This window comes from Paracoccus pantotrophus (assembly GCF_008824185.1).
GTDB classification, from domain to species: Bacteria; Pseudomonadota; Alphaproteobacteria; order Rhodobacterales; family Rhodobacteraceae; genus Paracoccus; species Paracoccus pantotrophus.
In genome coordinates, this window is sequence record NZ_CP044423.1 from 1452969 (window position 1) to 1476744 (window position 23776).

Sequence of the window (23776 nt, forward strand, 5' to 3'; positions counted from 1 at the left end):
CTTTTGTCCTACATATTCGGGTAGTTCGGCCCGTCTCCGCCCTGTGGGGTTGTCCAGTTGATGTTCTGGGAGGGATCCTTGATGTCGCAGGTCTTGCAATGCACGCAGTTCTGGAAGTTGATCTGGAAGCGCGGGCCGCCCTCGCCCTCCAGCACCTCATAGACCCCGGCCGGGCAGTAGCGCGTCGCCGGCTCGGCATAAAGCGGCAGGTTCACCGAAATCGGGATCGAGGCGTCCTTCAGCTTCAGGTGGCAGGGCTGGCTTTCCTCGTGGTTGGTGAAGGAGAACGCCACATTGGTCAGCCGGTCGAAGCTCAGCTTGCCGTCCGGCTTCGGATAGTCGATCGGCTGGAAATCCGCCGCCTTGCCAGTGGCCTCGGCATCGGTCTTGCCGTGCTTCCAGGTGCCCAGCGGGTTCCAGCCGGTCAGGTTCGCCACCCACATGTCGAAGCCGCCCAGCGCCAGGCTGGCCCAGAGCCCCAGCTTCGACCAGAGCGGCTTGACGTTGCGGACCGGCTTCAGGTCGCGGGCGATGGGGCCGGAACGCAGGTCGGCCTCGTAATCGGTCAGCTCGTCGCCCGCGCGGCCGGCGGCGATGGCGGCGGCTGCTGCCTCGGCCGCGGCGATGCCCGAGAGCATGGCGTTGTGGTTGCCCTTGATGCGCGGCACGTTCACCAGCCCGGCCGAGCAGCCCAAGAGCGCCGCCCCCGGCACGGTCAGCTTCGGGATCGATTGCCAGCCGCCCTCGGAGATGGCGCGGGCGCCATAGGCGACGCGCTTGCCGCCTTCGAGCAGCTCCGCGACCAGCGGGTGATGCTTGAAGCGCTGGAACTCCATGTAGGGATAGAGATACGGGTTGGCATAGTTCAGGTGCACGACGAAGCCGACCAGCACCTGGTTGCCCTCAAGGTGATAGATGAAGCTGCCGCCGCCGGCATTCTTGCCCAAGGGCCAGCCCATCGTATGCGTCACCGTGCCGGGCTTGGCCTTGGAGGGCTCGATCTCCCAGATCTCCTTCATCCCGAGGCCGAATTTCTGCGGCTCGTGGCCGGCCGAGAGGTCGTATTTCGCGATGAGTTCCTTGGCGAGGCTGCCGCGCACGCCTTCGCAGATCAGCACGTATTTGCCGCGCAGTTCCATGCCGGGCTCGTAGGCCGGGCCGGGGGTGCCGTCGGCGTTGAGGCCCATCTCGCCGGCGACGACGCCGACGACGCGCTCGCCCTCATAGACCAGTTGCGAGCAGGCCATGCCGGGGAAGATCTCGACCTCCAGCGCCTCGGCCTCAGCGGCGAGCCAGCGGCAGACATTGCCCATCGAGACGATGTATTTGCCGTGGTTCGACATCAGCGGCGGCATCGGCCAGTTCGGCACCCGGACCTGGCCATGCGGGCCGAGGATGTAGAAGTTGTCCTCCTTCACCTCGGTGCTGACCGGGGCACCCCGGTCCTTCCAGTCCGGGATCAGCCGGTCGAGGCCCGAAGTGTCGAGCACCGCGCCCGAGAGGATATGCGCGCCGATCTCCGAGCCCTTCTCCAGCAGCACCACGGAAAGCGCGGGGTTCAGCTGCTTGAGCCGGATCGCCGCCGACAGCCCGCTCGGGCCGCCGCCGACGATCACCACGTCGTAATCCATCGACTCGCGTTCAATTTCGGACATGGCTCGGCCCCCTTGGCTGGCTGATGGTGGTTGCGGTGCGCAGGGTCCGGGGGCTCTGCCCCCCGCGGCCCCGTGGCCCCTCGATGGGGCCGCGGGGTCGCTCCCCCCGGGGTATTTGCGGAAACGGTGAAAGCGCTCAGAGCTTGCCGGTGAGTTCGGGCACCACGGAGAACAGGTCGCCCACCAGGCCGTAATCGGCGATCTGGAAGATCGGCGCCTCCTCGTCCTTGTTGATCGCCACGATCACCTTGCTGTCCTTCATCCCCGCCAGGTGCTGGATCGCGCCCGAGATGCCCACCGCGACATAGAGCTCGGGGGCGACCACCTTGCCGGTCTGGCCGACCTGCCAGTCGTTCGGGGCATAGCCGCTGTCCACCGCCGCGCGGGAGGCGCCCACCGCGGCGCCGAGCTTGTCGGCCAGCTCTTCGATGATCGCGAAGCTCTCCTTCGAGCCGAGGCCGCGGCCGCCCGAGACCACGCGTTTCGCCGAGGTCAGCTCGGGACGGTCGCTCTCGGCCACCTCGTCGGCCACCCAGGAGGACAGGCCGGGATCGGCGGCCAGCGCGGCCTCGGTGACCGGGGCGTTGCCGCCGATCCCCGCCGCGTCGAAGCTGGCGGTGCGGATGGTGAAGACCTTCTTCGCGTCCTTCGAGCGCACCACCTGGATGGCGTTGCCGGCATAGATCGGCCGCTCGAACGTGTTCGCGTCGAGGATGGCCGAGACGTCCGACAGCACCATCACGTCGAGAAGCGCCGCAACCCGCGGCATGACGTTCTTGGCGTCCGTGGTCGCCGGCGCGGCGATGTGGTCGTAATCGCCGGCCAGGCCCAGGATCAGCGCCGCGGTCGGCTCGGCCAGGCGGTGGCCGTAGAGCGGCGCTTCCGCCACCAGCACCCTGGCGACGCCGGCGATCGTCGCGGCCTCCTCGGCGGCCGCTTTCGCCGAGGCACCGGCGCAGAGCACCGTCACCTCGCCAAGCGCCTTGACCGCCTGCACCGCCTTCGCCGTCGCATCGCGGTTCAGCACCCCGTTCGTCACTTCCCCAAGCAGCAGAACAGCCATCAGATCACCCCCGCTTCTTTCAGCTTGCCCAGCAGCTCGTCCACCGAGCCGACCTTGATGCCGGCCTTGCGGCCCTCGGGCTCGCGCACCGAGACCACCTCGAGACGCGGCGCGACGTCGACGCCGTAATCACCGGCGGTCTTTTCCTCCAAGGGCTTCTTCTTGGCCTTCATGATGTTCGGCAGGCTCGCATAGCGCGGCTCGTTCAGCCGCAGGTCGGCGGTGACCACCGCCGGCAGCGCCACCGCGATGGTCTGGAGGCCGCCGTCGACCTCGCGCGTCACCTTGGCCTTGGCCCCTTCGATCTCGACCTTGCTGGCGAAGGTGGCCTGCGCCCAGCCCAGGATCGCCGCCAGCATCTGGCCGGTGGCGTTCATGTCGTTGTCGATGGCCTGCTTGCCGGCGATGACCAGCTCGGTGCCCTCGGCTTCGGCGACCTTGGCCAGGATCTTCGCCACCGCCAAGGGCTCGATGTCCTGATGCACGTCATCGGCGGCGGTGACGAGAATGGCCCGGTCGGCGCCCATCGCCAGCGCGGTGCGCAGCGTCTCGGCCGCCTGCTTCACGCCGATGCTGACGGCGATGATCTCCTCGGCCTGGCCGGCCTCCTTCAGACGGATCGCCTCCTCCACCGCGATCTCGTCGAACGGGTTCATCGACATCTTCACATTCGCCAGATCGACACCCGTGCCATCCGCGCGAACCCGCGCCTTCACGTTGTAGTCGATCACCCGCTTCACTGGCACGAGGATCTTCATCGGATGCTCCTCAATAGAACGCCTGCAGCCCGGTGATCGCGCGGCCCAGGATCAGGGCATGCACGTCATGGGTGCCTTCGTAGGTGTTGACGGTTTCCAGATTGACCATGTGCCGGATCACCTGGAATTCCTCGGAAATCCCATTGCCGCCATGCATGTCGCGGGCAACCCGCGCGATCTCCAGCGCCTTGCCGCAGTTGTTGCGCTTGACGACGGAGATCATCTCGGGCGCGGCATTCGCAACGTCGAGCAGGCGCCCCACCTGCAAGGAAGCCTGAAGGCCCAGGCTGATCTCGGTCAGCATATTTGCCAGCTTGAGTTGGTAGATCTGCGTGTTCGCCAAGGGCTTGCCGAACTGCTTGCGGTCGAGGCCATATTGTCGCGCGGCATGGAAACAGAACTCGGCTGCGCCCAGCACCCCCCAGGAAATGCCGTAGCGGGCGCGGTTAAGGCAGCCGAACGGACCCTTCAGCCCCTCGACATGTGGCAGAAGCGCGTCCTCGCCCACCTCCACACCGTCCATCACGATCTCGCCGGTGATCGAGGCGCGCAGGCTTAGCTTGCCGCCGATCTTGGGCGCCGACAGGCCCCTGGTTCCCTTGTCCAGCACAAAGCCGCGGATCTTGCCGCCATGCGCCTCGGACCTAGCCCAGACCACGAAGACATCGGCGATGGGGCTGTTCGAGATCCACATCTTCGTGCCGTTGAGAACATAGCCAGCCGCGGTCTTCTTCGCCGTGGTCTTCATCCCGGCGGGGTCGGATCCCGCATCGGGCTCCGTCAAGCCGAAGCAGCCGATGAACTCGCCCGAAGCCAGTTTGGGAAGATATTTGCGGCGCTGTTCCTCGGATCCGTAGGCATAGATCGGATACATCACCAGAGAGGCCTGCACCGACATCATGCTGCGATAGCCGCTATCGACCCGCTCAACCTCGCGCGCGATCAGGCCGTAGCTGACGTAGTTCGCGCCGATGCCGCCATATTCCTCGGGGATGGTGACGCCCAACAGGCCCATCGCGCCCATTTCACGGAAGATTTCGGGGTCGGTTTCCTCTTTCGCGAAAGCTTCGATCACACGCGGCTGCAGCTTTTCCTGCGCATAGACCCGGGCGGCATCGCGGATCGCCCGCTCGTCCTCCGTCAGCTGCCCATCCAGCCGGAGGGCGTCCTCCCAGTCGAAACGCGACAGTTCAGGGACGTCCTTCGGGCTGGGTTTCGGTCTATCGGTCATCAGAAATCCTCCGGGAATCAAACACGTTCGAGAAGCAGTGCCGAGCCCTGGCCGACGCCGATGCACATCGTGACAAGGGCGTGGCGGCCGGTGCCCTGCGACAGATCGAAGGCGGCGGAACCGGCGATGCGGGCGCCCGACATGCCCAGCGGATGGCCAAGCGCGATGGCGCCGCCATTGGGGTTCACGCGGGGGTCGTCGTCCGCAAGGCCCAGGCTACGGGTAACGGCCAGCGCCTGCGCTGCGAAGGCCTCGTTCAGCTCGATCAGCGCCACCGCCTCGATGCCGATCCCGGCCTTTTCCAGCAGCTTGCGCACCGCAGGCACCGGGCCGTAGCCCATCACGCGTGGCGCGACACCGGCCGAGGCGCCACCCACGACGCGCGCGCGTGGCGTCAGGCCGTGGCGCTTCACCGCCACCTCCGACGCCACGATCAACGCCGCCGCACCATCGTTCACGCCGCTGGCGTTGCCGGCAGTGACCGACCCGTCAGGCCGGGTGATCGGCTTCAAGCGGGTCAGATCCTCAAGCGTGGTGGCGCGGGGGTGTTCGTCCTGAGTCACTTCGGCCGTCTTGCCGCGCCCGAGCGCAACGGTCACCGGCAGGATTTCCTGCGCCAGCCGGCCGCTCGCCTGCGCCGCAGCGGCTTTCTGCTGCGAGCGCAGGGCGAAGGCGTCCTGATCCTCGCGGCTGATCGCGTGATCGTCGGCCAGGTTCTGCGCAGTCTCGGGCATGGAGTCGGTGCCGTATTGCGCCTGCATCCGCGGATTGACGAAGCGCCATCCGATGGTGGTGTCATGGATTTCGTGCGCGCGGCTCCAGGCACCCGGCGCCTTGGGCAGCACGAAAGGCGCGCGGGTCATGCTTTCGACGCCCCCGGCGATGGCCAGATCCATGTCGCCCGACTGGATCGCGCGGGCGGCAGCCGCGACGGCCTCGAGCCCCGAGCCGCAGAGGCGGTTCACCGTCACCCCCGGCACGGTTTCCGGCAGGCCCGCCAGCAATAGCGCCATGCGCGCGACGTTGCGATTGTCCTCGCCGGCCTGGTTGGCGCAGCCCAGCCAGACCTCCTCCACCGCCGCCGGGTCGAGGCCCGGATTGCGCGCCAGAAGCGCCGCCAGCGGCAGCGCGGCCAGATCGTCGGTGCGCAGCGGGGCCAGCGCCCCGCCATAGCGGCCGATCGGCGTGCGGATATAATCGCAGATGAAAGCGTCGGTCATCGGATCCTCACAATTCTTCGGGGGTCTTGCCTTCGGCCGCGGCGCGGGCCAGCAGGTCGGGAACGCTCCAGGACAGTGGGTCTTCGGCGGCATAACCTTCGATCCGCCGCAGGATTTCAGACAGGCCGACGCGGCCCGCCCAATGCATCGGCCCGCCGCGCCAGCGCGGAAAGCCGTAGCCGTGGATCATCACGAGGTCGATGTCGGCCGCGCGTTCAGCAATCCGTTCGCCAAGGATACGGAAGCCCTCCTCGACCATCGCGGCAGTCGCACGGGCCACGATCTCCGCGTCGGTGAATCGACGCCGTACAATCCCCGCCCGCGCGCTTTCCTCCACCACGATCCCGTCGATCAGCGCCGAGGATACGGCCTTGCCGCCCGTATGGTCATACCAGCCGGCGCCGGTCTTGCGGCCCAGGCGGCCGGTCTCCTCGACGATGCGGTCGGCGATGGGGATGTAGCGAAAGCCCGGCATGGTCTTCCAGCCCAGCCGCTTGCGGTTGGCATAGGCGATGTCCAGCCCCGACAGGTCCTGCACCTCGTAAGGCCCCATCGCCAGGCCGAAGCCGCGCATCGCTGCGTCGATCTGCGCCGGCAGCGCGCCCTCGATCAGCATCACGTCGCAGCACTGGCGATAACGGGTCAGGATGCGGTTGCCGATGAAGCCGTCGCAGACCCCGGCCAGCACCGGAATCTTCCTCAGCCGCGCCGCGAGCCGCAGGGCGGTGACAAGGGTTTCCGGCCCGGTGTCCCGCGCCCGGATCACCTCGACCAGCTTCATCACATGCGCCGGGCTGAAGAAATGCAGGCCGAGGAAGCGCGTGGGATTGCGCAGCCCCTCGGTGATCCGGTCAGGGTCCAGATACGAGGTATTGGTTGCCAGGATCGCGGTTTCCGGCAGGGCCGCATCCAGCGCGGCAAAAACCTGCCGTTTGATCGACAGATCCTCGAACACGGCCTCGATGGCAATGTCCACCGGGGGCAGATCGTCATAACCGGCGCGGAAGGTGAACAGCCGCTCCATGTCCGAAGCGGCCCGTTCCGCACTGGCCTTGCCACGCTTGACCGCATCGTCGAACAACCGCGCGATATTGGCACGGGCGCGTTCCACAGCGGCGGCGTCGGTCTCAACCAGCGTGACGGTGACGCCAATACCGGCCAGGGCATAGGCAATGCCCGCGCCCATCGTGCCGCCGCCCACAACCACGGCCGAACGGACATCCGCCCCCTGGGCCTTGCCCTGCCCCATTGCGGCGCGTTCGGCAAAGAAGACATAGCGCAAGGCAGCGGCCTGATCGCCGGTCTTCAGATCCAGAAAGTTCTGGCGTTCCAGCGCCAGCCCCTCGGCCAAGGACAGGCGCACGGCAGCTTCGATCAGGTCGATGGCCCTTTGCGGGGCGATCTGCTGCGGGCTGCGCCGGGCGGCCTGCTTTCGGGCAGCCTCGATGGCGACGGGATCGCAGGCGGGCGCGGGCCGCGCGCCGGTCGCGGGACGATCCGGCAGGGCCAATATCCGCGCCGCGGCCACAGGATCGTCGGTCATGGCATCGACGAGGCCGATCCGCAGCGCCTCGGCCGCACCGATCACCCGGCCCTCGGGGATCAGCGACAGCGCCTGCTCCAGCCCGACCAGCCGCGGCAACCGCTGCGTGCCGCCTGCGCCGGGGACCACGCCCAGCGTCACCTCGGGCAGGCCCAGGGTCGCGCGGGGCGCCGCCACCCGCGCGGCGCAGGCCAGCGCCAGTTCCAGCCCGCCACCCAGTGCCGCGCCGTTGATCGCGGCCACGACCGGCACCGGGAAGCTCTCGATCCGGTTTGCGATATCGGGCAGATGCGGTGGCCGCGGCGGGGCCGAGAACTCTTTCGCATCCGCCCCGGCGACAAAGGTTTTTCCCGCGCCGGTCAGCACCACGCGCGCGACGCCGGCGGCTTCCGCCCGGTCCAGCGCCATCATCAGCCCCGCGCGCACCGCGCGCGAGGCGACGTTCACCGGCGGGTTGTCGATGGTGATCAGTGCGATATCGTCGGCAAGGGAAAGGTGAACCGCGTCGCTCATGTCTGCCTTTCAGAGATGCGGGTGGATGCCGCCGGAGACGGCCATGATTTCGCCGGTGACAAAGCGGGCCGCGTCCGAGGCGAAGAAGGCCACCGCTTCGGCGATTTCCTCGGGTTCGGCCATGCGGCGATTGAAGGCCAGCGCGGTCAGCCGCGCCGCCTCGGCCTCGGGCATGTTCTGCGTGACCGAGGTGCGGGTCAGCCCCGGCGCGACGGCGTTGACGGTCACGGCGGGGGCCAGTTCGGCCGCAAGGCTGCGTGTCAGCGAGGCGATGGCGGCCTTGGCGGCTGCGTAATCCACCTGCCCCGCCTCGCCGCCGAACACCACCGTCGCGAAGTTGACGATCCGGCCGAACCTGCGCTCAACCATCCCCGGCGCGAAGGCCCGGATCAGGTGGAAATTGCCCATCAGGTTCAGCTCGAAGGTCGAGCGGAACTGCGCCTCGTCCATTTCCAGGAACGGAGTGTAGAGCCGGGGCGAGCGGATGCCGCCCACGGTATTGACCAGCACATCGGCGCCGCCGAAGCCTTCCTGCGCCAGGGCGCAGAACGCCTCGGCCTCAGCTGCGGCGGTAATGTCGCAACGCAACGAAACAATGCGCGCGGCAGGATATTCGGTGCCCAGAAGCGCCACGGTTTCCGCCAGCCGTGTGCCCGAGATGTCGGTCAGGGCCAGAGCCTCTGCCCCGTCCTGCAACAGCCGCCGGGCGACGGCGCGACCCATCGGGCCGCCTGCCCCTGTCAGCACGACACGCGGTCCCGCGATACGGGTCATTTCTTCATGGCCTCGTATTCGGCCCGCAGTTCGTTGCGCAGCGCAAATTTCTGGATCTTGCCCGATGCGGTCGAAGGCAGGCGGTCGCGAATTTCCAGCCGCTCGGGGAAATACTGCTTGGCCAGATGAAGGCCGGACAGGAAGTTCACCATCGCCGGGAGGTCGATGCTTTGGCCGGGCTTCGGCACGATGAAGGCGCAAGCACGCTCGCCCAGCCTTTCGTCCGGATAGGCAACGATGGCGACCTGCTGCACGGCCGGATGCTTGTAAAGCAGCGCCTCGACCTCGACGACCGGAATATTCTCGGCGCCCCTGATGATCACGTCCTTGGAACGGCCGCAGATCCGGATATAGCCCTGCTCATCCATGCGCGCGATGTCGCCGGTATCGAACCAGCCCTCGGCATCGGTAGCGTTCCATTGCGGACGCTTGAGATAACCGGCGAAGTTCGAACAGCCGCGCACGAACAGTTCTCCCTCCTGCCCCGGGCCCAGCGGCATGCCGTCGGGGTCGCGGATCTGCAGCTCCATCCCCGGCAGGGCAAAGCCGTCGGTCTGGACCGAACGCTCGTCAGGATCCTCGGGCGCGACCACCGTGACGGCGCCGTTCTCGGTCATGCCCCAGGCCGAAATGACCTTGGCGTCCAATATCCGCTGCGCCCGTTCGACCAGGGGTCCGGGGATCGCGGTGCCGGCGCAAAGGAAGATGCGCAGCGAGGAAGGATCGGTGGCACCTTCCTCGACCGCCGAGGTCAGGTCCATCAGGAAAGGGGTCGAGGCCATGGTGAAGCTGACCCGCTCGTCCTGGATCAGCCGTGCGGCAAGATCCTTGTCCCAGCTGTCCATCAGGATCATGCGGGCGCACAGCATCACCGGCATCAGGAACCCATACATGAAGCCGGTCTGGTGCGCCATCGGCGAGAACATCAGCACGGTGTCATCCGCGCCCAGATGCAGCCGGTCGGCATAGGCCACCAGGTTGGAATACATCGTGTTGGCCGTATGCATCACGCCCTTCGGCTCGCCCGTGGTGCCCGAGGTGTAGATCAGCTGGCAAACGTCGTTCGCATCGCCCCGGTCACGAGCCGAGACGGCGCGCAGATCCGCGCCCACCTCCAGCGCCGGATCCAGCAACAGCGCATCGAAGCTGTTCGGTCCATCGCCGCCGGCAACGATGACATGGCGCAGGTCGGGCAGATCGGGGCGCATGCTCTCGGCCATGGTCTCGTGGTCGAAGCCGCGAAACAGTTTCGGCACCACAAAGGCCTTGGCCTCGCCATGCTTCAGCATGAACAGCAGCTCGTGTTCGCGAAAGATCGGCATCACCGGATTGAAGACCACGCCCAGCTTGCGGCAGCCGATGTAGAGCGCGACGAGCTCCCAGCTGTTGGAAAGCTGGCAGGCCAGCACGTCGTCGCGGCCAAGGCCGAGCCTGCGCAGCCCCGCCGCCACGCGCCAGGACAGCGCGTCAAGCTCGGTCCAGGTCAGGTCGCGGCGGTCGCCGGTCGCTGTCACGATGCTGGTCAGCGCCACCGCCTGCGGCTTTTCGCGCAGACAATCCTCGAAATAGTCGAGCAGCGTCTTGCCGGGCCATAGACCCTCGGCCTCCATCCGGGCGCGGCGCGGTTCGATCAGGACGGCATCGAATTTCATGGGTTCTTCCTCCCCTTTTTCTCCCGGCTCAGCCGGTGACGGCCTTGCCGGCCCGCTCGCGGGCGATGATGTTCTTCATGATGTGCGCGGTGCCGTCGCCGATCTGCAGGCCCAGCACGTCGCGCAGCCGCTGCTCGAACGGCAATTCGTTGGAATAGGCGGCATGGCCATGGATCAGCAGGCAGGCATGGATCGCCTCGTAGGCCAGCAGCGGCGGCCACCATTTCGCCATCGCAGCCTCCGCCACATGCGGCAGACCGTTGTCCTTGAGCCACAGCGCGTTCAGCGACAGCAACCGCGCCGCCTCGACCTTGGTGTCGAAATCGGCAAGCTGGTGGGTGATGCCTTGGAAGGCGGCCAGCGGTTTGTCGAAAGCCCTGCGCCCGCCGATATAGTCCCAGGTCTCGTCCAGCGATTGCCGCGCGGTGCCCAGGCATTGCAGCCCGATCAGCGAACGCGAGAAGTCGAAGCCCTGCATGACCTGGACGAAGCCCTTGCCCTCCTCTCCCAGCAGGTGATCGGCGGGCACGCGCACGTTGTCGAAGAAGATCGAGCCGCGGCCGATGGCGTGCTGGCCCAGGTCGGTGAAGCGGGTGGTGGAAATGCCGGGCGTGTCCATCGGCACGAAGACGGCGGAAATGCCGCGCGCCCTGTCCTCGGGCCTGCCGGTGCGGGCAAAGACCACCGCGCCTTTCGCCTGATCGGCGCAGGAGATCGAGGTCTTTTCGCCGTTGATCACATAATGGTCGCCGTCGCGTTCCATCCGCAAGCCCAGGTTCGCGGCATCCGAACCACCACGCGGCTCGGTCAGGGCGATGGCGACGATCAACTCGCCCCCGATCAATTTGGGCAACCATTCGCGCTTGATCTCGGGATTGGCGAAATTCGCGAGGATCTGCCCGTTCAGCGAGGCGAGGATGTTGACATAGCCCATGTTGAAATCGCCCCGGGCGATTTCCTCGATGATGACGCCGGAATAGATGGCGCCGGAGCCGAGGCCGCCGAATTCCTCGGGCAGTTCCGGCGCGATCAGGCCAAGGCCGCCCATCTCGCGCAGAAGATCGGGGCCGAAGCCGCCCGCCTTCTCACGCGCCTGATAGCCGGGGGCCAGTTTCTCGGCGGCGAACTTGCGGGCGAGGTCGCGCAGTGCGTTCAGTTCCTCGGTGTCGAAGATGGTGGGATACATGGGCTGCCTCATTGAACCATCAGATATTTGCGGGTGATTTCCGGGTCGGCATAGAAGCCGTCCACGCTGCCGTTCCAGACCATCATGCCCCGGTCGATGACATAGACCCGGTCGGCGCAGCGACGGATCGTGTTCAGCGCCTGTTCGGACACGATCATCGACACCCCCTCGCGTTTCAGCGCGACGATGGCGTCGACCACCTCCTCGGCGATCTTGGGCGCCAGCCCCTCATGCGGCTCGTCGAGCAGCAGAAGCTTCGGGCAGGTCAGCAGCGACCGGGCGATGGACAGCATCTGCTGCTCGCCCCCGCTCATCACCCCTGCCTTGCGGTGACGATAGTCGTGCAATTGCGGGAACAGGCGGAACACCTCGTCCACCGTCCAGCGGCGGCGGCCGGCGGCGGCGGCGACCGGCCGCGGCACGTTCAGGTTTTCCAGTACCGAAAGCGAGGCGAAGACGCGCCGGTCCTCGGGCACATAGCCCACGCCGCGGCGGATCACCTCATGCGGGCGCATCCCGGCCAGCGGGGCACCGTCGAAGACGATCTCGCCCCCGTCACGGCAATCTGGTCACGGACGATGGACTTCATCGTCGAGGATTTGCCGACCCCGTTCCGCCCGATCAGGCAGACCACCTCGCCAGGCGCGACCTCCAGGTCGATCCCGTGCAGAACCTCGGCCTTGCCATAGGCGGCGTGCAGGTCTGAAATGCGCAGCATCATCAGTGCCCCCCTCCCAGATAGACGGCCTGCACCTCGTCATTGGCCTTGATGTCCTCGGGGCTGCCCTGGGCCAGGATCGCGCCGCGCACCATGACGGTGACGCGCCGGGCGATCTTCATCACCACGTCGATGTCGTGTTCGACGAAGATCAGCGTCTTGCCGGTGGCATCGACCCGTTCGGCCACCATCTCCATCAGGAAGTGGCGTTCCTTGATCGACATGCCGGCGGTGGGCTCGTCCAGCAGCAGCAGGTCCGGGTCAGCGGCCAGCGCCATGCCGAATTCCAGCCGCTTGCGGTCGCCGAGGCTCAAGTCCGCGACCGTATCCCGCGACCGTTCGGCCAGGCCCACGGTTTCCAGCATGGCGTGGGCACGGTCGATCTTTTCGGCATAGACCCGGCCCGAGAGCGAGGCCCATTTGCCCGAAGCGATGACGTAAGCCGCCATCATGTTTTCCAGCACCGACATGTGCAGAAAGGCGCGGCTGATCTGGAAAGTGCGGCCGATCCCCCTTTTGGCCAGCCGCGCCGGCGGCAGCGCCAGGATGTTCTCGCCCTTGAAGATCATCTCGCCCTCCACCCCCGGCAGTTGCCCGGCGATGCAGGCGATGAAGGTGGATTTCCCCGCCCCGTTCGGGCCGATCAGGGCGTGGCGTTCACCCCTGGGGATGTCGAAGGAGATGTCCTTCAGCGCGATGAAGGCACCATAGGCCTTGCGGATGTGGCGGGCGGAGAGGATCGGCTGCATCAGCGGATCCCCCGAGCATCGCCCGCAGCCGGGCCGAGACACCGGCGAAGCCGGCCGGGGCCACCAGGCAGATCGCCAGCAGGATCAGGCCCAGCACCAGTTCCCATTCGTGGATCACCTTCGAGACGAAGGTGGCCAGCAATTCGTAGATGATGCCGCCCCAGATACCGCCGGCAAAGCTGTTCAAGCCGCCGATGACGACCATGATCAGCCCGTCCAGCGTGATGCCCAGACCGGCATAGTCGGGGAAGGCCGCGCCATGCAGCACCGAATAAAGCGTGCCCGCGACCCCGGCGAAAAAGGCGGCGATGACGAAGGCCACCAGCTGCACCCGCCGCGCACCCAGGCCAAGCGCCTCGGCCCGGTAGCGATCCTGCCCCACGGCGCGGATCGACAGGCCGAGCGGGGATTTCACGATCCCCCACAGCGCCAGCAGGCAGAGCGTGACCACCGCCAGCACCGCCGTCGCATAGCCCTTTTCGGAAAGGCCAAAGCGCGGGATCATGAAACCGGTGATGCCGGTATCGCCGCCGGTGAAGTCATACCACTGGAACAGCACGGTATAGGTGATCTGCGCGCAGGCCAGCGTCAGCATCGCGAAATAGATCTGCGTCAGCCGCACGCAGAGCGCGCCGAAGACCAGCCCGCCAAGTGCCGCGGCCAGCGGGCCGATAGCCAGCGCCAGTTCCGGCGGCACCCCGCCCCGCACAACGGCCAGGGTGAAGCCATAGGCGCCAAGGCCGAAATAGGCGGCATGGCCGAAGCTGACCATGTGGCCGAAGCTCATCAGCAGGTTCAGCGACGAGGCGAACAGCGCCATGATCATGATCTCGGTCATCATGGTCGAGGTCGAGGTCGACGCCATCCAGTTGATCGCCAGGACCGCGGCCAGCGCCGGGACCACGAATTGCCAGCTGACGGTGGCACGGGCCACCCTGGCCCAGAGGGTTTTCAGATCCTGCGCGGTCATCGTGCCGGGCCTCCCTGACGGCCCATCGAGCGGGCGATGAGAACGGCGGCCATGATCAGGAAGATCAGGACCATCGACAGGCGGGGGAAATACATCACCCCGATCGCCTTGGTGACGCCGACCACCAACGCACCGGCCAAAGCGCCGTACAGGTTGCCCAGCCCCCCGATCACGCAGACGATGAAGGCCGAGACGATGATGGTGGTGTCGAGCAGGTAATTCACCTCGCCATAGGGCGCGCTCAGCCCCCCGGCCAGACCGGCAAGAAACGCCCCGGCGGCAAAGACCGCGGTGAAGATCAGCTTCTCGTTCACGCCCAGAAGCGCGACCATGCCGCGGTCATCGGTGCCGGCGCGCAGAAGGATGCCCGCCCGGGTGAAGTAGATCACCCAGATCATCGCCAGCACCACGATGAGCCCGGCGGCAAAGATCGCGATGGGGAACAGCGGGAAATAGGTGTCGCCCACCACCAGCGCCCCCATCAGCGCATCGGGCATCTGCACCGAGACGCTGTTCGCGCCCCAGGTCATGCGCACCAGGTCGCGGATGATCAGCACCAGCGCCACGGTGACGATCAGCTGCAGGATACCATCCTTGCCGTAGATGCGGCGCAGCACAGTCGTCTCGAACAAGACGCCCAGGGCCGAGACGGCCGCCGCCGAAGCCGCCACGGCGACGAAAAACCCCCAGAGCGTGCCCGGCGCGATCAACGGCACCAGCTCATAGGTCAGGAACGCGCCCAGCATGTAGAAAGAGCCATGGGCGAAGTTGATGATGCGGGTGACGCCGAAGATCAGCGTCAGGCCCGAGGCGATCAGGAAAAGCGTCATGCCTTCCATGAGCCCATTGACGAGCTGGATCAGAACCATCTGGATTTCCTCTGGCTGGTCCCGGCGGATCATCCCGCCGGGACGGGTTCGCAGAGTGGCCTACCTGGCAGCTCCACGGGCCTGGAGGATCAGATCCTCGGCAGGCATCAGCGGCGCGCCCTCGAACTTTTCCACCTCGGTCAGGATCGGGAAATCGTAGCCCTCGACCTTGGCCGCCTTGCCGACATAGACCGGCGCGTTCATCTGGCCGTCCAGCGCGCGGATAGTCAGGCCCTTTTCGCGCAGCCCGTCGAAGCTGACCTGCGGCAGCGCGGCGATGATCGCATCGGCTTCGACGGTGCCGGCCTTTTCGGCCACGGCGGCATAGAAATGCAGCCCGTCATAGGCATTGATCGCCCAGTCGGTCGGATATTCGCCATAGGCGGCGCGATAGGTCTCGATGAAGGCGGTTACCTCTGGCGACTGTTCCAGCGCAAAGAACGGTGCGCGGGCGATGCCATAGACGTTGTCGGCGGGCATCGAGGCGCCTTGCGATTGCAACGTGTCCACCGTCATCAGCGTCACGAGATTGGTCTTCTGGAAAAAGCCGAACCCCTGCCCCTGCTTCAGCGTCGCGCCCAGCGAGGGACCGAACAGCGGGGCGAAGACCGCATCGGGCTGCTGCGCCAGCGTGGCGGTGATATAGGGCGCCATCGCGGTCTCGCCGACCTTGGCATAGATCGGATCGGCAAAGGCGATATCGGGGCGCAGCTCCTTCAGTCGCTCGGTGAAGGCCGCGACCGAGGTATGGCCCCATTCGTAGTCGGAACCAAGCGCCGAGATCTTCTTCCATTCGGGCTTCTTCGCCACATATTCGGCCGCAGCATAGGCCTCCATCGTGGCATTGGCCTGCACCTGCCAGAAATAAGGCTGGTAGAGTTCGATATTGGCCCGCTGGGTCGAGCCGATGGCGGCATAGAACGGCACTTTCAACTCGGCCGAGACCGCGCTTTCCGCCAGCATCACCGCTGAAGAACAGACACCGGTCAACACGTCGATCCTGTCCTTGGTGATCAGGTCGCGCGCGACCTTGGCGCCCTCGTCGGGCTTGGTCTGGGTGTCGCGCACAATCAGTTCGACCGGACGGCCCAGGATGCCGCCAGCCGCGTTGATCTCCTCGGCGGCGATCTTCGCGCCGTTCAGCCCGTCCTCGGACAGGGCAGCGCAGGCCCCGGTAAGGTCGGCGGCAAAGCCGACCTTGACCGGCCCGTCCTGCGCCCCGGCAGATGTGGCCAGGGCTGCCAGCACCGCAGCGACAACGGTTTTCTTGTTCTTCTCAAGCATGAACTCCTCCCCAAGTTGCTTGATAACCATTTATTTATCTTGAGAATTTTCGGAAATCTGGCTTGCGCTTCTCCTTGAACGCAATGCCGCCTTCCTTGCTTTCTTCGGTGTCGTAGTAGAGGCTGAGCGCATACATCCCGAGCCCTGCAATGCCGCGCTGATGCTCGGTGTCGATGTTGAAGCTGCGCTTGGCGATGGCGATGGCGGTGGGCGATTTCTCCATGATCTCGGCGCACCAGCGGTCCACCTCGGCGTCCAGCTGGTCATCGGGGACAACCGTGTTCACCAGGCCCATCGCCAGAGCCTCGGCCGCCTTGTAGCGACGACACATGTACCAGATCTCGCGCGCCTTCTTCTCGCCCACCACGCGGGCCAGGAAGGCGGTGCCGAAACCGGGATCGACCGAGCCGACCTTGGGTCCGACCTGGCCGAACTGCGCGCTTTCCGCCGCGATGGTGAAATCGCAGATCGTGCACAGCACGTTGCCGCCGCCCACGGCAAAGCCGCGCACCTTGGCGATCACCGGCTTGGGCACGTCGCGGATGATGGAATGCAGATCCTCCATCGGCAGGCCGATGGTGCCGCGCCCGTCATACTGCCCCTCATGGGCGGATTGATCGCCGCCGGTGCAGAAAGCCCGCTCCCCGGCGCCGGTCAGCACGATAACCCCGATGGACTTGTCCCAGCCGGCCTTGTTGAAGGCGTGGATCAGTTCCTCGCAGGTCTGGCCGCGAAAGGCGTTCATCCTGTCGGGGCGGTTGATGGTGATGGTGGCGACGCCGTCCTTCACCTCATAGATGATGTCTTCATAGGTCATGGCTTTCCCTTTCATCCGTGCATGGTCAGGCCGCCCGAGACCGAGATCACCTGACCGGTGATGAAGGCCGCGTCGTCGCTGGACAGAAACAGGATCGCGCCTGGCAGATCTTCGGGCTTGCCCAGCCGCCCCAGCGGGACAGCCTTGGCAAATGCCACGCGCAGCTTTTCCTTGTCGCCGGCCGCTTCCATGAAGTTTTCCAGCATCCCGGTTTCGGTCACGCCCGGACAGACGGTGTTGAAGGTGATGCCGTGGCGGGAATGTTCGCGCGCCAGGGTCTTCATGAAGGCGATGACCCCCGCCTTGCAGGCGCCATAGACGGATTCCCCCGACGAACCGCCCCGGCCGGCGTCCGATCCGATCGACACGATGCGTCCGCCGGCACCGCGAGCAACCATCGATTCCAGCACCGGCTTGGTGATGTTCAGCACCGTGCGCAGGTTGATATCGATGATCTTGTTCCAAAAATCCGGGCCGGATTTCAGGAACGGCGTAAACAGATCCCAACCTGCATTGTTCACCAGCACATCGATGGGGCCGAACTCGGCCTCGACCCGGGCGACAGCGGCGGCGGAGGCATCGTAATCGATCAGGTTCACCACCATCGCAGTAGCCTCGCCTCCAACCGCGCGGATCGCTTCGACGACCTGACCGGCCGCCTCGGCACCGACATCGGCCACGACGACCCGGGCCCCCTCCTCGGCGAAGCGCAGGCAGGTGGCCGAACCGATGCCACCACCGCCGCCAGTTACGACAACTACTTTCCCTTTCAGGCCACGCAAAGCGATCTCCTTCCTGACTTCAGGCCACAGGGTCTCGGCCAGAGAAATCGCATTTTCTTGCGATATTTCTGTTGAATTGCCTTGTCCGAATCCCTGGACGGCCTCCCTGGCAGCATCCTGCAGCAGTCGCAAATTTATGTCAATATATTTACTTTATTTTGCCGCATCGGCACGGCTTGACCTTGGCCCCGACTGCGGCCAGATTGGCGGCATGGCGAAAAGTGGCAGGAAAATCGGGAATCTGGGATCGGGGCTGAGCAATCGGCTCTTTTTCCGCCTCTACCAATGCGCCAACATGTTGCACAAGACCGGCACCCGGGCGCTGGACGAGCACCACGTCACCACGCAGCAATGGGCGGTGCTGGGGGCGCTGACCCGCCCCGCCTTCGAGAACGGCGTCCCGGTGGGCGATCTGGCGGCCTTCCTGCTGGTCAGCCGGCAGAACCTGACCGGTGTGCTGACGCGGCTGGAGGCGATGGATTACATCGAGCGCGCGGTGGACCAAAACGACAACCGCTCGCGCCTGATCCGCCTGACCGACAAGGGCCGCAGCCTGTGGGACGAGGACATGCGGCCGGTGATCTCGGATTACTACGACAAGGCGCTGCGCGGCTTCTCGACCGAGGATCGGATCCACATGATCCATTACCTCGACAAGATGCTGCGCAATTTCAAGGATATCGACACGGAGGCCGGGCCGGACAGGAAGGCGGCGGAATAGCCCGCCGCCCCGGCCACGCTAGAGACCGGCCCGCGCCCGCGCCTCTGCCGCCATCGCCTTGGCGATGATGATCTGCTGGATCTGCGTCGTGCCCTCGTAGATGCGGAACAGCCGCGCGTCACGATAGAGCTGCTCGGCCCGGTATTCGCGGATATAGCCATTGCCGCCATGCACCTGCACGTTGCGGTCGGCGATCCGGCCCACCGCCTCCGAGGCGAACATCTTGGCGCAGGAGGCCTCGACCCCGACATCCCGGCCATCGTCGCGCTTGCGCGCCGCGTCCAGCACCATGCAGCGTGCCGCATAGGCATCGGCGCGGGAATCGGCGAACATCGCCTGCAGCAGCTGGAAATCCGCCAGCGGCCGGCCGAACTGCCGGCGCGCGACGGCATAGTCCAGCATGTCGTCGATGATCCGCTCGGCCAGGCCGACACAGGCCGCCGCGATATGCAGCCGCCCCTTGTCCAGCACCTTCATCGCCGTCTTGAACCCCTGCCCCTCGACCCCGCCGATCAACGCCGAGACCGGCACGCGGCAATCGTCCAGGATCACGTCGCAGACATGGGCGCCCTGCTGGCCCATCTTCTTTTCCGGCTTGCCCAGGGACAGGCCGGGCGTGTCACGCTCGACCGCAAAGGCCGAGACGCCGGCAGCGCCCTTCTGCCCGGGATCGGTGCGCGCCATGACGGTGAACAGCCCGGCGTGGGGGGCGTTGGTGATGAAACGCTTGGTGCCGTTCAGCACATAGAAGTCGCCGTCCCTCCGGGCCGTCGCCTTGACCGAACCGGCGTCCGAGCCGACATCCGGCTCGGTCAGCGCGAACGAGCCGATCAACTCGCCCGAGGCCAGCCGCGGCAGGTATTTCGCCTTCTGCTCGGGCGTGCCGTCAATGGCGATGCCCTGCATGCCGATGCCGACATTGGTCGCGAACATCGAGCGGAAGGCCGGCGCGGCGCGGCCGAGCTCGAAGATGGCCATGACCTCCTCCTCCATGGTCAGGCCCAGCCCGCCGTATTCCTCGGGTGCGGTCAGCCCGAACAGGCCCAGCTCACGCATGCCGGCAACGATCCGCTCGGGAATGGCGTCGGTTTCGGCAACCTCGGCCTCGGCCGGGATCAGCTGCTCGTCCACGAAGCGGCGCAAGGTCGCGCAAAGCTGCGCGAGCGTATCGGGATCCATCGCCATCTCATCCTCCGCATTTATGACAATATATTTATATATAATCTCATGGAGAACATCCATCAAGCCAGAATTTATAAGCATTAGCTGTCAAAGTTTGTGGCGCCATATGCAACCTATTGCCATATTATGACAATGCATTTACCTTTCCGCCAGAGAGGGAGGAATCTGCATGAAAGCTATCGTTCTGCATAAGCGGGGTCTCGACGGGGTCAGCCTGGACGACCTGCCGGCCCCGGATTGTCCGCAAGGCTGGGCGCGGGTGCGCATGGTCGCGGCCTCGGTCAATCGGGTCGATCTCTACATGCGCGACAATGGTGCCGGCATCACCCACGACCTTCCGCTGATCATGGGCGTGGATGGCGTGGGCGAGGTGATCGAGGCGCCGGGCGATTCCGGGCTGGCGTCGGGGGACCGGGTCATCCTCTATCCCTACGAGTTCTGCGGCGCCTGTCGGCCCTGCCTTGCCGGGGACCAGCCGCTTTGCCATTCCGCCCGCATCCTGGGCGAGCATCGCCACGGCACCTTCGCCGAACAGGTGGTCCTGCCGGCACGGTCGCTGGTCAGGCTGTCGCCTCATGCCGACATGGACCAGGCGGCGGTGCTGGGCGTGGCCTATCTTACCGCCTGGCGCATGGTCTTCGGCCAGATGCCGGCTGCGCCCGGCCGGACCGTTCTGGTGCAAGGCGCGGGCGGCGGCGTCGCATATGCGGCGATGCAACTGGCGCGCATGGCGGGCGCGCAGGTGATCGTCACCACCACCGGCGACGATAAGCTGGCGCATTTCCGCAATCTCGGGATCGAGGCCATCGACTACCGCGGCCAGGATGTGCCGAAGGCGGTGTTGCGCCTGACGGGTGGCGAAGGCGCCGATCTGGTCATCGACAATGTCGGCGAAAGAACCTGGGCCGCCTCGCTGCGCAGCCTGGCGCGCGGCGGCCATCTGGTGACCTGCGGGGCCACAACGGGGGCGCATCCGTCGGCCGACATCCAGCGGCTTTTCGTGCGGCAGCTGTCGGTCCACGGCTCGACCATGGGCTCGTTGGAGGAGTTCCGCCGGCTGATCCGCGCCTGGGAGGCAGGAGGTTTCGTTCCGCTGATCGACCGCGCCTTTCCGTTGGCCGAGATGTCGGCGGCCTTCGACCACCTCGAAGACCCCGCCCGCATGGGCAAGATCCTTGTTCACATCGCGTGAGGCAGTCATGACCTATGAAAACATCCTTGTCTCGGCCCAAGACGCCGTCGGCATCATCACGTTGCACCGCCCCGAGGCGCTGAACGCATTGAACCGGCAGCTGACAGCGGAACTGTCGCAGGCCGCAGCCGCATTCGACGCGGATCCCGACATTGGCGCAATCGTCGTCACCGGATGCGAGCGCGCCTTTGCCGCCGGCGCGGACATCAAGGAAATCAAGGACAAGACCTTCGCCGAGGTCTACGAGGAACAGCTGATCACCGCGACCTGGGAGGGCATCAGCCGGGTGCGCAAGCCGGTCATCGCGGCCGTTTCCGGCCATGCGATTGGCGGCGGTTGTGAGATTGCACTGATGTGCGACATCATCATCGCGTCCGAGACCGCCCGGTTCGCGCTGCCGGAGACCGGCATCGGCATCATTCCCGGCGCCGGAGGCACGCAGCGGCTGACCCGGCAGGTCGGCAAAGCCGCCGCCATGGACATGATCCTGACCGGCCGCGCAATCGACGCTGCCGAAGCCCTGACCATGGGCCTTGTCAGCCGCGTCGTCCCCGCCGGCACGGAGATCAAGGAGGCGCTTGCAATCGCCGCCCGTCTGGCAACCCTATCGCGCCCGGTGCTGCAACTGGCCAAGGAGGCCGTGAACAAGGCTTACGAAACCCACCTGCAAGAGGGCCTCTATGTCGAGCGCCGGCTGCTTTACGCGACCTTCGCACTTGATGATCGCCGCGAAGGAATGAACGCCTTTGCCGAAAAACGAAGACCCACGTTTCATAACCGTTGAGCCGCGCCAAAGCTTCGGGCCACCCGCACCGTCCGCATGGCAGCGGGGCCAGGCTTTCGGCTAATCCGCGGAAGGAGAATCAGGGCCGTTGCCGGTTCTGCCGCCGATTTCTTGTCGGCAAGACTGCCAGAAAACTGTTTCGGCATGCCGTGTCCGAGGTCTGGCTGCCAATCGGCGTCCGAAAGGGGCTCTGGCGATATGGTGAACAGGCCCATGGCAGCGTAGCTTTCCAGCTCGCATAGCCGACGCGGACCTGCGTTTCGAGGGCGTCAGGCTCGGGGTTTGATGCGCCAGCCGCCGTTGCCGGTTTCGATGATGTTGCAATGCTGGATGAGACGATCGCACCGTGCGGTGAAACGCGCATCCTCCAGCCGGGTGCAGGCCATCAACGGACTCGTGCCGTCCCAGTAAAACAGTTTCAGCCTGTCCGACCGGCGGGCCCGGGACACGAACACCCTGCCCGTGAATGGATCCCTGCGCAGCATCGATGACACCGGCACAGCCAAACACCCTTCCTCCCCTTGCGAAAGTCGATGGGCCTGGTCGCGCCCATGATCCGCAGCCGGCAGGACGGGAATGTCATGAACTGGTAGCCCATGCGCGCACAAGGGCGGCGCAACCTCGCGGTGTTCAGCAGACGGTCGCGGTTCTTGGCAAAGACCGTCGGAACCCATACGGCTTCTTCAATGCCGGGCCCGACGAACCAGCGAAACAGCCGGTCATACTGCATCTGCTCCATCAGCTACCGCTCGGACCGGACCGAGAACGGGATCTGGAGAAGGCTGGCGCGGATCAAGCACTCCGGCGCGATCGAGGGGCGACCAAAGTCGATGTAGAGCCGGTCGAATTCAGCGCCAAGGCTGGCCGGCGCTTGGTTGACCACCTGCCGGATCTTGCGCAGCGGATGACGCGGCGGGATCCGGTCCTCAAGGTCGATGTAGCCGAACAGCGCCAGGCATCATCACCCCCGCATCGCTGTGCTAACGGTGAATCCTGCTCCAGAACCCGCGCCGAGCCATGACTAAAGCAGCGGCCCGTCAAAGCGCCGTCCACCCCCCATCGACGGAGATCGTCGTCCCGGTGATCTGATCCGCCGCCGGCGAGCACAGGAAGACCGCGGTGCCGCCCATCTGCTCGACCGTGGCGAATTGCCCCGAAGGCTGGCGATGCAGCATGACCTTGGCGATCACGTCCTCGCGGCTCAGGTTGTGGGTCTTCATCTGGTCGGGGATCTGCTTTTCCACGATGGGCGTCAGCACATAGCCGGGGCAGATGGCGTTGCAGGTGATCGGCTCCTTCGCGGTCTCCAGCGCCGTCACCTTGGTCAGGCCGACGATGCCGTGCTTGGCGGCGACATAGGCCGATTTGTATTCGCTGGCCGTCAGCCCGTGCGCCGAGGCGATGTTGACCACCCGACCCCAGCCGGCCTGGCGCATCAGCGGCAGCGCCGCTGCCGTGGTGTGGAAGGCGGAACTCAGGTTGATGGCGATGATCGCGTCCCATTTCTCGGCCGGGAAATCCGGGATCGGCGCGACATGCTGGATGCCGGCGTTGTTCACCAGGATGTCGCAGGCGCCGGCCCTTTCGATCAGGGCACGGCACTCGGCGCCCTTGGACATGTCGGCCTGGATGTAACGGACCTTGACGCCATGCTCGGCGGCCAGGCTTTCGGCCAGGGCGTGATCCTCGGGCGCGTCGGTAAAGCTGTTCAGCACCAGATCCGCCCCGGCCCGCGCCAGCTCATGCGCGATGCCAAGCCCGATCCCGGAGTTCGAGCCCGTCACCACCGCCGTCTTGCCGCCAAGGAATTTCTGGAACATCGCTGCCTCCACGCCTGCGTTGCTGTTGCCGCCGCAGCATGGGGAAAAAGCCCGCACCGCACAAGGTCGGAGACCGGTGGTCCGGCAAGGCGCGGGGCCGCCCGCAACCAGCCGGCAAAGGGCGCTTTCGATCACATTTTTGCGCGCCTGATTCATCCGCCAGAAACGCGCCCCGAAAGCCGCGGCGTGATCGCGGAATCCCCAAGAAAAAAGCGCCCGCACGAGGCGGGCGCAAGTCATGAGGCAGGTTTCATACAGGCAAGAAACCTATCGAGCAGTGCCTTATCTATACG

General features: G+C 65.9%; 23 protein-coding genes and 1 pseudogene. 3 read left to right on the forward strand and 21 right to left on the reverse strand.

Going from position 1 to position 23776, the window contains the following annotated elements:
* Nucleotides 1–8: 8 nt before the first annotated feature.
* The 17 genes from ESD82_RS07035 to ESD82_RS07110 all read right to left on the reverse strand — a co-directional run bounded on the left by ESD82_RS07035 (nt 9) and on the right by ESD82_RS07110 (nt 17916).
* Nucleotides 9–1655: an electron transfer flavoprotein-ubiquinone oxidoreductase gene (locus tag ESD82_RS07035; RefSeq protein WP_147428688.1), complete on the reverse strand. Its 1647-nt coding sequence runs from the start codon at nt 1653–1655 to the stop codon at nt 9–11.
* 136 nt (nt 1656–1791) lie between these two features.
* A complete protein-coding gene (locus ESD82_RS07040) occupies nt 1792–2718 on the reverse strand; it encodes an electron transfer flavoprotein subunit alpha/FixB family protein (protein ID WP_147428687.1) in 927 nt (308 codons plus the stop codon).
* Nucleotides 2718–3476, reverse strand: coding sequence for an electron transfer flavoprotein subunit beta/FixA family protein (locus tag ESD82_RS07045; RefSeq protein ID WP_123130335.1), 759 nt, complete (start codon nt 3474–3476; stop codon nt 2718–2720). Before ESD82_RS07045 ends, ESD82_RS07040 begins: the two co-directional genes overlap by 1 nt.
* A gap of 10 nt (nt 3477–3486) precedes the next feature.
* Nucleotides 3487–4707, reverse strand: a complete 1221-nt coding sequence (locus ESD82_RS07050; RefSeq protein WP_024845480.1) for an acyl-CoA dehydrogenase — start codon at nt 4705–4707, stop codon at nt 3487–3489.
* Between the two features lie 17 nt (nt 4708–4724).
* Nucleotides 4725–5927 (reverse strand): 3-oxoadipyl-CoA thiolase, encoded by a 1203-nt coding sequence (gene pcaF, locus ESD82_RS07055; RefSeq protein WP_024845479.1) that lies wholly within the window; start codon nt 5925–5927, stop codon nt 4725–4727.
* 7 nt (nt 5928–5934) lie between these two features.
* Nucleotides 5935–7983 carry a 3-hydroxyacyl-CoA dehydrogenase NAD-binding domain-containing protein gene (locus tag ESD82_RS07060; protein WP_147428686.1) on the reverse strand — a complete coding sequence of 683 codons (2049 nt, stop codon included), beginning with the start codon at nt 7981–7983 and terminating at the stop codon, nt 5935–5937.
* A 9-nt stretch (nt 7984–7992) separates the two neighbouring features.
* A complete protein-coding gene (locus ESD82_RS07065; protein WP_024845477.1) occupies nt 7993–8706 on the reverse strand; it encodes an SDR family NAD(P)-dependent oxidoreductase in 714 nt (237 codons plus the stop codon).
* A gap of 47 nt (nt 8707–8753) precedes the next feature.
* Complete coding sequence (gene aliA / locus ESD82_RS07070; RefSeq protein ID WP_024845476.1) at nt 8754–10409, reverse strand: cyclohexanecarboxylate-CoA ligase; 1656 nt, start codon at nt 10407–10409, stop codon at nt 8754–8756.
* 28 nt (nt 10410–10437) lie between these two features.
* Entirely contained in the window at nt 10438–11595 is a 1158-nt protein-coding gene (aliB, locus tag ESD82_RS07075; protein WP_147428685.1) for a cyclohexanecarboxyl-CoA dehydrogenase, read from the reverse strand.
* A gap of 8 nt (nt 11596–11603) precedes the next feature.
* Nucleotides 11604–12110 carry an ABC transporter ATP-binding protein gene (locus tag ESD82_RS07080; RefSeq protein WP_208852037.1) on the reverse strand — a complete coding sequence of 169 codons (507 nt, stop codon included), beginning with the start codon at nt 12108–12110 and terminating at the stop codon, nt 11604–11606.
* Nucleotides 12092–12316: an ATP-binding cassette domain-containing protein gene (locus tag ESD82_RS21970; RefSeq protein WP_208852038.1), complete on the reverse strand. Its 225-nt coding sequence runs from the start codon at nt 12314–12316 to the stop codon at nt 12092–12094. The genes ESD82_RS07080 and ESD82_RS21970 overlap by 19 nt, the downstream gene beginning before the upstream one ends.
* Complete coding sequence (locus ESD82_RS07085; RefSeq protein ID WP_024845473.1) at nt 12316–13062, reverse strand: ABC transporter ATP-binding protein; 747 nt, start codon at nt 13060–13062, stop codon at nt 12316–12318. The genes ESD82_RS21970 and ESD82_RS07085 overlap by 1 nt, the downstream gene beginning before the upstream one ends.
* Nucleotides 12971–14032 carry a branched-chain amino acid ABC transporter permease gene (locus tag ESD82_RS07090; RefSeq protein ID WP_151208812.1) on the reverse strand — a complete coding sequence of 354 codons (1062 nt, stop codon included), beginning with the start codon at nt 14030–14032 and terminating at the stop codon, nt 12971–12973. Before ESD82_RS07090 ends, ESD82_RS07085 begins: the two co-directional genes overlap by 92 nt.
* Nucleotides 14029–14901: a branched-chain amino acid ABC transporter permease gene (locus ESD82_RS07095; protein WP_167521706.1), complete on the reverse strand. Its 873-nt coding sequence runs from the start codon at nt 14899–14901 to the stop codon at nt 14029–14031. Before ESD82_RS07095 ends, ESD82_RS07090 begins: the two co-directional genes overlap by 4 nt.
* Nucleotides 14902–14961: 60 nt before the next feature.
* A complete protein-coding gene (locus ESD82_RS07100; RefSeq protein ID WP_167521707.1) occupies nt 14962–16185 on the reverse strand; it encodes an ABC transporter substrate-binding protein in 1224 nt (407 codons plus the stop codon).
* A gap of 34 nt (nt 16186–16219) precedes the next feature.
* Nucleotides 16220–17002, reverse strand: coding sequence for a 2-ketocyclohexanecarboxyl-CoA hydrolase (gene badI / locus ESD82_RS07105; RefSeq protein WP_024845471.1), 783 nt, complete (start codon nt 17000–17002; stop codon nt 16220–16222).
* Nucleotides 17003–17013: 11 nt separating this feature from the next.
* Nucleotides 17014–17916 (reverse strand): SDR family NAD(P)-dependent oxidoreductase, encoded by a 903-nt coding sequence (locus tag ESD82_RS07110; protein WP_322789424.1) that lies wholly within the window; start codon nt 17914–17916, stop codon nt 17014–17016.
* A gap of 163 nt (nt 17917–18079) precedes the next feature.
* On the opposite strand from ESD82_RS07110, the gene ESD82_RS07115 reads away from it, so the two are divergent.
* Nucleotides 18080–18505, forward strand: coding sequence for a MarR family winged helix-turn-helix transcriptional regulator (locus ESD82_RS07115; protein WP_244314469.1), 426 nt, complete (start codon nt 18080–18082; stop codon nt 18503–18505).
* An 18-nt stretch (nt 18506–18523) separates the two neighbouring features.
* Here ESD82_RS07115 and ESD82_RS07120 read toward each other — a convergent pair whose 3' ends face one another.
* Nucleotides 18524–19690 carry an acyl-CoA dehydrogenase family protein gene (locus ESD82_RS07120; protein ID WP_147428682.1) on the reverse strand — a complete coding sequence of 389 codons (1167 nt, stop codon included), beginning with the start codon at nt 19688–19690 and terminating at the stop codon, nt 18524–18526.
* 166 nt (nt 19691–19856) lie between these two features.
* Here ESD82_RS07120 and ESD82_RS07125 point away from each other — a divergent pair, with 166 nt between their 5' ends.
* Together ESD82_RS07125 and ESD82_RS07130 are read left to right on the forward strand one after the other, a co-directional pair.
* Nucleotides 19857–20879, forward strand: a complete 1023-nt coding sequence (locus ESD82_RS07125; protein WP_147428681.1) for a zinc-binding dehydrogenase — start codon at nt 19857–19859, stop codon at nt 20877–20879.
* A gap of 7 nt (nt 20880–20886) precedes the next feature.
* On the forward strand, nt 20887–21663 hold the full coding sequence (locus ESD82_RS07130; protein WP_028710828.1) for an enoyl-CoA hydratase-related protein: 777 nt from the start codon (nt 20887–20889) through the stop codon (nt 21661–21663).
* A 269-nt stretch (nt 21664–21932) separates the two neighbouring features.
* Here ESD82_RS07130 and tnpB read toward each other — a convergent pair whose 3' ends face one another.
* The 3 genes and pseudogenes from tnpB to ESD82_RS07145 form a co-directional block, all read right to left on the reverse strand.
* On the reverse strand, nt 21933–22163 hold the full coding sequence (tnpB, locus tag ESD82_RS21975; protein WP_231486886.1) for a transposase: 231 nt from the start codon (nt 22161–22163) through the stop codon (nt 21933–21935).
* 110 nt (nt 22164–22273) lie between these two features.
* A pseudogene (locus ESD82_RS07140) lies at nt 22274–22618 on the reverse strand (transposase); the annotation flags it as partial.
* A gap of 82 nt (nt 22619–22700) precedes the next feature.
* A complete protein-coding gene (locus ESD82_RS07145) occupies nt 22701–23483 on the reverse strand; it encodes a 3-hydroxybutyrate dehydrogenase (RefSeq protein WP_024845465.1) in 783 nt (260 codons plus the stop codon).
* Nucleotides 23484–23776 lie beyond the last annotated feature (293 nt).

Coding starts and splice junctions, on each gene's coding strand:
- ESD82_RS07035 (WP_147428688.1), bottom strand. CDS start 1,655: ATGTCCGAAATTGAACGCGAGTCGATGGATTACGACGTGGTGATCGTC.
- ESD82_RS07040 (WP_147428687.1), bottom strand. CDS start 2,718: ATGGCTGTTCTGCTGCTTGGGGAAGTGACGAACGGGGTGCTGAACCGC.
- ESD82_RS07045 (WP_123130335.1), bottom strand. CDS start 3,476: ATGAAGATCCTCGTGCCAGTGAAGCGGGTGATCGACTACAACGTGAAG.
- ESD82_RS07050 (WP_024845480.1), bottom strand. CDS start 4,707: ATGACCGATAGACCGAAACCCAGCCCGAAGGACGTCCCTGAACTGTCG.
- pcaF (WP_024845479.1), bottom strand. CDS start 5,927: ATGACCGACGCTTTCATCTGCGATTATATCCGCACGCCGATCGGCCGC.
- ESD82_RS07060 (WP_147428686.1), bottom strand. CDS start 7,983: ATGAGCGACGCGGTTCACCTTTCCCTTGCCGACGATATCGCACTGATC.
- ESD82_RS07065 (WP_024845477.1), bottom strand. CDS start 8,706: ATGGGTCGCGCCGTCGCCCGGCGGCTGTTGCAGGACGGGGCAGAGGCT.
- aliA (WP_024845476.1), bottom strand. CDS start 10,409: ATGAAATTCGATGCCGTCCTGATCGAACCGCGCCGCGCCCGGATGGAG.
- aliB (WP_147428685.1), bottom strand. CDS start 11,595: ATGTATCCCACCATCTTCGACACCGAGGAACTGAACGCACTGCGCGAC.
- ESD82_RS07080 (WP_208852037.1), bottom strand. CDS start 12,110: ATGCGCCCGCATGAGGTGATCCGCCGCGGCGTGGGCTATGTGCCCGAG.
- ESD82_RS21970 (WP_208852038.1), bottom strand. CDS start 12,316: ATGATGCTGCGCATTTCAGACCTGCACGCCGCCTATGGCAAGGCCGAG.
- ESD82_RS07085 (WP_024845473.1), bottom strand. CDS start 13,062: ATGCAGCCGATCCTCTCCGCCCGCCACATCCGCAAGGCCTATGGTGCC.
- ESD82_RS07090 (WP_151208812.1), bottom strand. CDS start 14,032: ATGACCGCGCAGGATCTGAAAACCCTCTGGGCCAGGGTGGCCCGTGCC.
- ESD82_RS07095 (WP_167521706.1), bottom strand. CDS start 14,901: ATGGTTCTGATCCAGCTCGTCAATGGGCTCATGGAAGGCATGACGCTT.
- ESD82_RS07100 (WP_167521707.1), bottom strand. CDS start 16,185: ATGCTTGAGAAGAACAAGAAAACCGTTGTCGCTGCGGTGCTGGCAGCC.
- badI (WP_024845471.1), bottom strand. CDS start 17,002: ATGACCTATGAAGACATCATCTATGAGGTGAAGGACGGCGTCGCCACC.
- ESD82_RS07115 (WP_244314469.1), top strand. CDS start 18,080: ATGTTGCACAAGACCGGCACCCGGGCGCTGGACGAGCACCACGTCACC.
- ESD82_RS07120 (WP_147428682.1), bottom strand. CDS start 19,690: ATGGCGATGGATCCCGATACGCTCGCGCAGCTTTGCGCGACCTTGCGC.
- ESD82_RS07125 (WP_147428681.1), top strand. CDS start 19,857: ATGAAAGCTATCGTTCTGCATAAGCGGGGTCTCGACGGGGTCAGCCTG.
- ESD82_RS07130 (WP_028710828.1), top strand. CDS start 20,887: ATGACCTATGAAAACATCCTTGTCTCGGCCCAAGACGCCGTCGGCATC.
- ESD82_RS07145 (WP_024845465.1), bottom strand. CDS start 23,483: ATGTTCCAGAAATTCCTTGGCGGCAAGACGGCGGTGGTGACGGGCTCG.